2 protein-coding genes and 2 pseudogenes are annotated in these 7869 nt (G+C 33.3%); 2 read left to right on the forward strand and 2 right to left on the reverse strand.

Annotated elements, in window-relative coordinates; translation table 11 throughout:
* The first annotated feature begins 208 nt into the window (after positions 1-208).
* Together TY19_RS00710 and TY19_RS12495 are read left to right on the forward strand one after the other, a co-directional pair.
* A complete protein-coding gene (locus TY19_RS00710) occupies positions 209-3166 on the forward strand; it encodes a hypothetical protein (protein ID WP_042279038.1) in 2958 nt (985 codons plus the stop codon).
* A 118-nt stretch (positions 3167-3284) separates the two neighbouring features.
* A pseudogene (locus TY19_RS12495) lies at positions 3285-3521 on the forward strand (IS1 family transposase); the annotation flags it as partial.
* 631 nt (positions 3522-4152) lie between these two features.
* Here TY19_RS12495 and TY19_RS00715 read toward each other — a convergent pair.
* Together TY19_RS00715 and TY19_RS12500 are read right to left on the reverse strand one after the other, a co-directional pair.
* Complete coding sequence (locus TY19_RS00715; RefSeq protein WP_042279041.1) at positions 4153-7470, reverse strand: ankyrin repeat domain-containing protein; 3318 nt, start codon at positions 7468-7470, stop codon at positions 4153-4155.
* A gap of 178 nt (positions 7471-7648) precedes the next feature.
* A pseudogene (locus TY19_RS12500) lies at positions 7649-7759 on the reverse strand (IS1 family transposase); the annotation flags it as partial.
* Positions 7760-7869: the final 110 nt, after the last annotated feature.

Below are 7869 nucleotides of genomic sequence, written 5' to 3' on the forward strand. Positions count from 1 at the left end.
TCAAATTTTATGTATCTTGTTTAAGCCTAAACACCTAAACCCAAAGTTCAGGTTAATAGTAATCGATTTAATTTTTGGGAGTTTTTCCAATACTCGGGTGAGAGTGTTTCCTATATAAAGAAAAATATTGTAAATTTACAAAATCCCCTCTAATGCACAAATTTGTCTCTCTGCTTTTGATTTATTAAACGTTTATTGTGTGAGAAAAGTGAGTAAAGAAAAAATTAATACAATTTTAAGCTTAGTCAAAGCTCCTCTTAATCATCCGTTTTTTTATCCACGAATTTTTGCTTTAATCGCTAAACAAAAAAAGCAAGAAAGATTAGCAGCGGATAAAATTTGTGCTTATATAGTTGAAGAATATGAAGAAATTTCTCGGCGATTAGATCGTTCGCAAATTCAAGAAAGTTGTTCCGTTCGCAACATTTTACGAACAAGCCATTTAGCCACTTTTTTAATCGATGACAAAGGTGAAATTAATTCCGCGGTTTTGCCAACGCTTATTCAAAAATTTAAATCCCATTTATATTCTCTTGGTCCTAACAGACAATATGATTCTAAACGTCAAGAGCATATCTTGAAAGTTTTACAATTTTTGTTAACTAATAAAGAGCTAGTCCGATCCTTAAAAAAAATTTCAAAACCTTTATCGAATAAAATTGCTGAAGACATTATTAAGCAAACGTTGCAAATTCCTTCACAAACCGTTATTACAGATGCACATGCAAAAAGAGCTGTTTTAGCTGCCTGGTTATGTTATTTACGGCAAAATGTTGGATCTTGTTTTGCAACCGCACCGGCTGAAATTATTCAAAATGAACAGCCCGAGCAATTTTTGCAGGATATGACTGATTTACTCGCGACAGGCCGTTTAAAACGTACATTTGGGGGAGCAGAATATTCAGTCCCCATTAGTGCAAGTTGGGGAAGTGGGGATTTAAAAAAACCTTTGCTTCTTTCTATCTCTTCTAAAAAAATCTCGCCTGAGATTTGGTATTCTCCTGGATTAATAGTCGCTTTTGAAGCTGTTGGTTTACTTCAAAAAAATGAAAGACTTAAAGATAAAATCAAAAGGCTTAAAGATTGGATTGATCCAATCATTTTACAACATTCGCGTCACACTAATTATTGTATAGTGACAGCAGAAGTGATTTTAAGAACTATTTTAAGGCAGTCTATAGGCCTTTCAGAACAACAAATTAAAGATTACGAAGAGCGTCCTAGAGGCATGATTCAAAGTAATTTAATGCAAATACCTGCTATTGGTAAACAAACAGGAGGAATTGGAGAAAAATGTGCTAATTTTCTTTATTTGTTTGAAATAGGTAAAAATGCTTTTAAATCTTTAGCTGATAATGCCTTACTAAAAACTTGGGAATTTACTTTAGCTTCTTTCTCCGAAACTAAATTAGAGTTTACGACTTGGAATTTGTATGCCAGTTTAGGAATGGGTTCCCACGAGCAAGGAGGCATTGGACATTGTATCCAAGAGCAAATTCAATACAAACTAGATCAAGCAAATAAACTTGTTCAAGATGCTCAATATGAGTATGAAATGATGTATACTCATGTCAAAACTTTAGAATCACGCATTAGACATGCCAGTGAAAAAGAAGCTCAGTGGTTGAAAATGGAATATCAAAACAGAGCTAATGAATTATATTTTATCCAAGACCAACGAGACGATGCTCATCAGCGCGCTTCTGCTTTAGTTAATCTTTATGAATCTCTTTATAAAATTTATTTAGAGTTGTTTAGAGAGTATTTCCAAGAAGTTTACGATGCAGATATGCAAGAAGTGTTAACAGGTCCTTTTGATGATAGTCCTGCAGGATTCAGGTTGCTTTATAAGCACGGAAGAAGCAATTCTTCACAATGGACAAGAATCAAAAATCAAACAGATTTTATTGATTCATTAACATCTTTTTTTGTCGCAACAGAACCTCAAATTGCCTCCATGTTACAAAATTTAGGGTTAGAAAAAGATCTTGGTGAAGTTGTTACAGCTATTGTTAATCACATAAAAACTAAAGAGTTTTTAGAAACAGCTTTTTATCGCATGGCAGCAGCTCATCGTATGCCCATTCCTCAAAATCCTCTTGAGCATTTAGACCAAATAGAAAAAAAACCTTGGGTTTATACCTCTGGAGGAACGATGAATACGCTTGTTAGTTGTTATTATCGAATAGAAGACAAGCCACAAGAAGGGGCGAAATGGGTGGAAAGTGAGATGGAATTACTCGTTTTTTTTGCCGATACTTTAAAGCATATTCCACGAAAGCAGATGGAGCCTTACTTAGAAGGAAGGCGGCAATCTATGCTAATTCAATCACCTACACATGCTTTTTTATTAAAACCCAATTTAACTCCTTTTAAGGATGCTTGGATAGGTGATGAATTTACGTATACATCCGTTCGAGATAAATTTGTTAAACCGGCTGAGTTTTTTATTGAAAAAATTGTTTTAGATCACCATATGATCCATTCGTTTTTACAAGAATTAATAGAAAAGATTCCGGAAAATTTTCAACCTCGTTTTAAAGCTGTTTTTCAGAATTTGACAGGTTCTTTAAATTCCCTATATTTTAGAGAAATTATTGTAGATACTTTGCAACAAGATAGAGGATTAAATATCGGTAAAAAATCCATCTTATCAGCAGACGAATTAGATAGCCTTTTATATTCTAGACTTCCTTATTTTTCAATTTATGAGCTGAAAGAAAAAATTTATCAAATTTTAATTCTTTTACCAGGCATAACCTCCTCAAAAGCAGATGAAATTTTGAGCTATTTTGATCAAATTTCTTTATCTAAATCTCAGTACGTCATGAGCGCTAATCAGTTGCAAGATATTTGTAAAGCATTGATTTGCCTCTCTGAAATGCAAACAACTTTTTCAATCGATTATCATTGGCATATTAGTCTTACTTGTCAAAAGCTTGGTTTTGCTATGCCAGCTCCCATTATTTTTGCAGATACGAATTGGGTGAAAGATGAATTTGGGTTTGTTGTGAATCCTGGTACAGGACGTTTAGAGTTGTGGCGAGTTGATTATACAGGATCTATTGGATATCCGATGTCTATTTGGAAAGAATGGGTAAATGGAGCTCGCACAGATCTAAAATGGGGAATTTATATAAAGCCAACCGAATATGGACAAGTTTAACTTTCCTACGTATAGTTTGTATTACAAAGAATGGTAGTGCTAAATAGGCAAGGTTATTTCAATAAACTGATCTAATTGAATAGATTAATTGTTTTAATTCAAGCGGGAAAGAGCAAGAAGATGGACGCACTGCGGATCAGGTTTAGTAAAGAAGAATGATGCTACAAGACAAGAAAAGTAAAATTTTCGCTGTTTAAAGTGTGGCAAACAATGGAGCGAAAACAAGGAAGCTAAAATCATTAACGAACAAACAAAGGCACTTGTTAGAAAAGCTCTTTTAAAAAGGGTATCTCTTCATAGAATTTGTAAAATTTTTGCTGTAAGGATGCCATGGCTGCTAGATTTTATGGATTTCAATTAAATTTAAGGTGAGCAAAACTTGTAAAGAAAACCCTTTCATTTTCTAAAAAGCTAACTAATCCCATTGAGTTAATAAATATTTTATTTGGGGAGCACTACACAATAGACAATTGAGAGCCTTACCTATTAGCACTACCCCAACAGTTTAATAATTATTGATAGGAGATTGAACTTAAAAACCGAGGATCCTTGGCTATTAATAGCCAAGGATCCTTATTACCCCATGAAAGAGAAAACAAAAAGGCTATTGAGATTTTCAAATAAGCACAGGTAAATATAGTACTCGAACTGAATTTCACTATAGTATTATTGTTGCATATTTATATGATGAGTAATTTGAATTAGCCATTGAACCTTTAAAACAAGCATTCGATTTATTTAGAAACCATACGACAGCAACTGCTTTGAAAGTATTTGAATCCAATTTAGAAGCCTTTTTTGGAGAAAATGCTAAGATTATGCCTGAAATTTAAATAACAAATTACAAGGGCTTGTAATTTGTTATAACAAGTGTTAAGTTAAAGCATCAATTTAAACAAAGTAGCCACCTCAGCACGCTTATTTGGCTAATCCGGGTAGCTATTTTTCAACTAGTCTTAGACTTTTATACTTACTCCCTTGCGAGGTCAGGGATATCCCAATAGACTTATAATATCTGGCCGGGTAGCAAGTTCTAAAGCTGTTTTCCCATCTTTATTTTTTGCTTTAAAAGCGTTTCTTGCCATTACCGCTCTGCAACTTAGCAAAGCTTTTACTATTTTTATATGTCCATATTTTGCTGCAAGGTGAAGAGGAGTATTACCATGCTTGTCTTTTGCATTAAATTTTATTCCTTTTGTAGAAATAAGACTGTTAACCGCCTCTATATGCCCATATTTTGCTGCAAGATGAAGGGGAGTACTGTAGTGTCTGTCCCTTATATTAATATCTATTCCTTTTATATGTTGAGTAAAATAGTTGACTATATTTACATGACCTTTCATAGCTGCGAGATGCATTGGAGCAAGGCCTCTTTCGTCCTTATCATTAAAAGAAGCATTAAATGCAGAATTTTGAACTAATGCTCGCATAATTTCTTGCTTATCATTTTTAACTGCAAAATGCCACCACGTTTTTTTATTATCACTTGTCACAAACAATGGATTATTATCCACTAGAGATAAACACCAAGGAGTTTTCCCCTCATTATTAACAGAGCAAGGGTCCGCTCCTCTTTCAAGAAGCAAATTAATACACTGCTCATTTCCAACCAACACAGCGTTATGAAGAGGAGTCCATCCGCTCTGATCTCTTATATCAACTTCAATAGATTTTTGCGCAAGAAGGATACGCATGCTTTCTAAATCTTGATTTAATGTCGCTAAATGTAAGAGAGAAGAATTATGTTTATATATTTCATTTAAATGTTCAGAGGCACCTTCAAAATTAAGAAATAATTGCAGCATGCGATGATTACCCCAATCGACAGCTTGGTGTAAACAAAAAAATGGAGCTTTTTCAAAAAGAAAATACATTATTTCTATCAGGTCCTTTTCTTCCGCCTCACGCAAGATGCTTCGAAAATACTTTTTCGCCTGCTTTGCATCTAGATTAGCATGTAATAAAATTGCTATGGCATTTTCTTGGTTGTTTTCGTGAATTGCCATTAAAATCAATTTATAAAAATGATTTTTCAAGCACTTTTTAAAAGAAAAATTTTTCAGCAAAATCTTTAAGATTTCATCTGCTTTTTTTGGAGCGAATTTAATTACTGGAAAAAACCACAAAAGACTTTTACTGTCAGCAAATAAGCTGAAAAAATTATTGTTATTTTTGTCAATAGCTTTTTGTATATTTTCGATTTCTACACGTTCTAAATCTATTAGTTTACCAATTTCATAAAATGCATCTCTTGTTGTTTCATAATTTAGCAAAGTATGGTTCAAACCTACACGACTAGCTACTTTGGGAGGTAAATGTATATTATTTGGATCCAGAATTGCTAACAAATCTGCATTTTCACTCCTTTTCTGCGCCAGATTTATAGGACTTATCCCATTTGTATCCACTAGAGTAGGATCAGCTCCATTTTTCATTAAAATCTCAACAATTTTTAAGCAACAACGCTTCTGATAAGAAGAAGGATTGGGAGGTAAGCCAGAGATAGCATAATAAAGGGGTGTCCTTTGCTTGAGAGTCTTAGCATTAATTTTGTCTCTAAAAGTCTCAGCTTCGATACTATTTATAAGAATTTTTATGGCTTCTAAATTGAGTCTATAACTAACGTAATGCCAGACAGACCAGTTATGACTGTCTACAGCATCGATTGGTATCCCTAAGTTTATAAACAAAGAAAGAAAACTAGTGCTCGTTTCGTGAAAAATTTTCCAATTGTTTTTATTAAGCAAATCTTCATCAATTGCGACAATATCTAACACACTAAGTTCTCGCAAAATTGCTTGTTTTAATTCTTCTTTTTTAGCGAGTAATTCTTTTTTACTTTCATGATTATCAATATTAGCCAAGCATTCATTTAGAAAAAGGTTGATCATATTAATTGCAGCTTTATTCTCAATCTGTTGTTGAGTTAATAAAGTTTTAATGCCCCATATATATAAGCTTAAGCGGGGCTTTAGTTGAATTAAAATCTTACAAAGGTGATCGGATAGCTGAGTTAATTCGTAAAAACCCAATAATTTAATATTATTCAATACTAATTGATTAAAAAAGTGGCAGGTTGTACGTGCACTAAGGATCATTTTCAACTTAGATAAATTTTGATCCAATGAAACTTTATCCAAAAAAGAAAAAATATAATCTTTTAGCTCATTGGGTAAAGTAGCAAAAGGATGTTTTTCATTAAATTTTTTACGGCGAGCTATGGTGCCAGTGTCGGATTTTGACTGGGGTGAGGGAGATAATGAATGATCATGAGCTTTTAACTCATTGGGTAAGATAATAAAAGAATTTTTTCTATTAACTTCTGTATGGCAAGCTTTGGTATCAAATTCTGGTTGTGGTAAGGGAGATAGCAAAGAGTAACAATAGTTTGTTGTCAATGATACATAATGCGCAGCTTGATTCCAAATTACAACAGGATTGCCTTCTTCGTCTCCTATATTAGAAGTGATAGCTGGAAGCCCTTGTTCATTAGCCTGAACGAAACAGATAAGAAGATTAGTATTGTACTCTTCATTCACAAGCTCAAGAACTCGTACAGTACGCTTATCATCATCATTTAACATTAAAGGATGATTAGGAAATTCACACTCTATCTTTTCTCTGATATTAGTAGCAAATTTAAAAATTTTTTTTTGATATTGTCCTGTTGCATGTTGAATTAATGCATTAATTAAGCAGTTGAGACCAGTCCCGCTCACTTCTGTTGAATATAATCCATTATTAGTCATCCACTCTCGAAACTTTTTTTCATTTTGAAAAAGTTCTATACGATGAGCGGCGACAGCCTGTTCTGCCCGAAAATGTTCTTCAGTTGGCAGTGATTCATCCCTTGTCGATGAATGAATATAAGTATCCGTACTCTCTCCCCCTTCTGTCCGAAAAACATTGTATTCTTTCACTTTTTCATATGCTTCTCTTGCGGCTTGTAAGTGTTCAGACGCGGACAAAGCAGAAGACCACAAACTAGATGAGCAATTTGAAACTAAAGATCTTTTTGCTTTGTCGGAGGCAAGTATTTTAGGTGCTTGCCATAAATTAAGTTGCCTCCATTTTCTCCTACCCATTTGTCTAGTTTGCTGTAATTCTGCGGATACTAAGAAAGAAAATAGGGGATGCCGCCGCAATCTTGCCGATAGTAAATTTATGCGAGGATTTTGAATAGGTGATGAAATAATTAATTTCCATCGTCTATTCACTTGCCTATCTTGGTGCGATTTAACTTGTTCTAACAAAGGCTTATAATTGAGGCTAGAGCTTTCAAGAGGATGATTTATATTATTCATGAAGTATAGGGTCCTGTGATTTAAAATTATTTATATCTAATAATGAGATAGGGACTTCCGATATGATTATGGTTAATATAAGGTATAAAATTTATTTTTTAATATCCAACTAAATTTACTAAAACTTTAGCCAAAATGCTATGGTGATTTGTTTTGTTAAACCCAAATACAGGTAGTGCTAAATAGGTAAAGCTCTCAATTGTCTGTTGTAATCAAAAATAAAATATTTTATTAACCCAATGGGATTAGTTAGCTTTTTAGAAAATGAAAGGGTTTTCTTTACAAGTCTTTACCTTTGTCTAAGAACCTGTTTAAAATCTTTTAATCGTGTATAATTGCTTTCAAAAAAAATTTGTAGGCAATAATGACGCATTCTTATCCAAGCGATATTTCTAGAGA

The organism is Candidatus Protochlamydia sp. R18 (assembly GCF_000648255.1).
GTDB classification, from domain to species: domain Bacteria; phylum Chlamydiota; class Chlamydiia; order Chlamydiales; family Parachlamydiaceae; genus Protochlamydia; species Protochlamydia amoebophila.

Coding starts and splice junctions, on each gene's coding strand:
- TY19_RS00715 (WP_042279041.1), bottom strand. CDS start 7,470: ATGAATAATATAAATCATCCTCTTGAAAGCTCTAGCCTCAATTATAAG.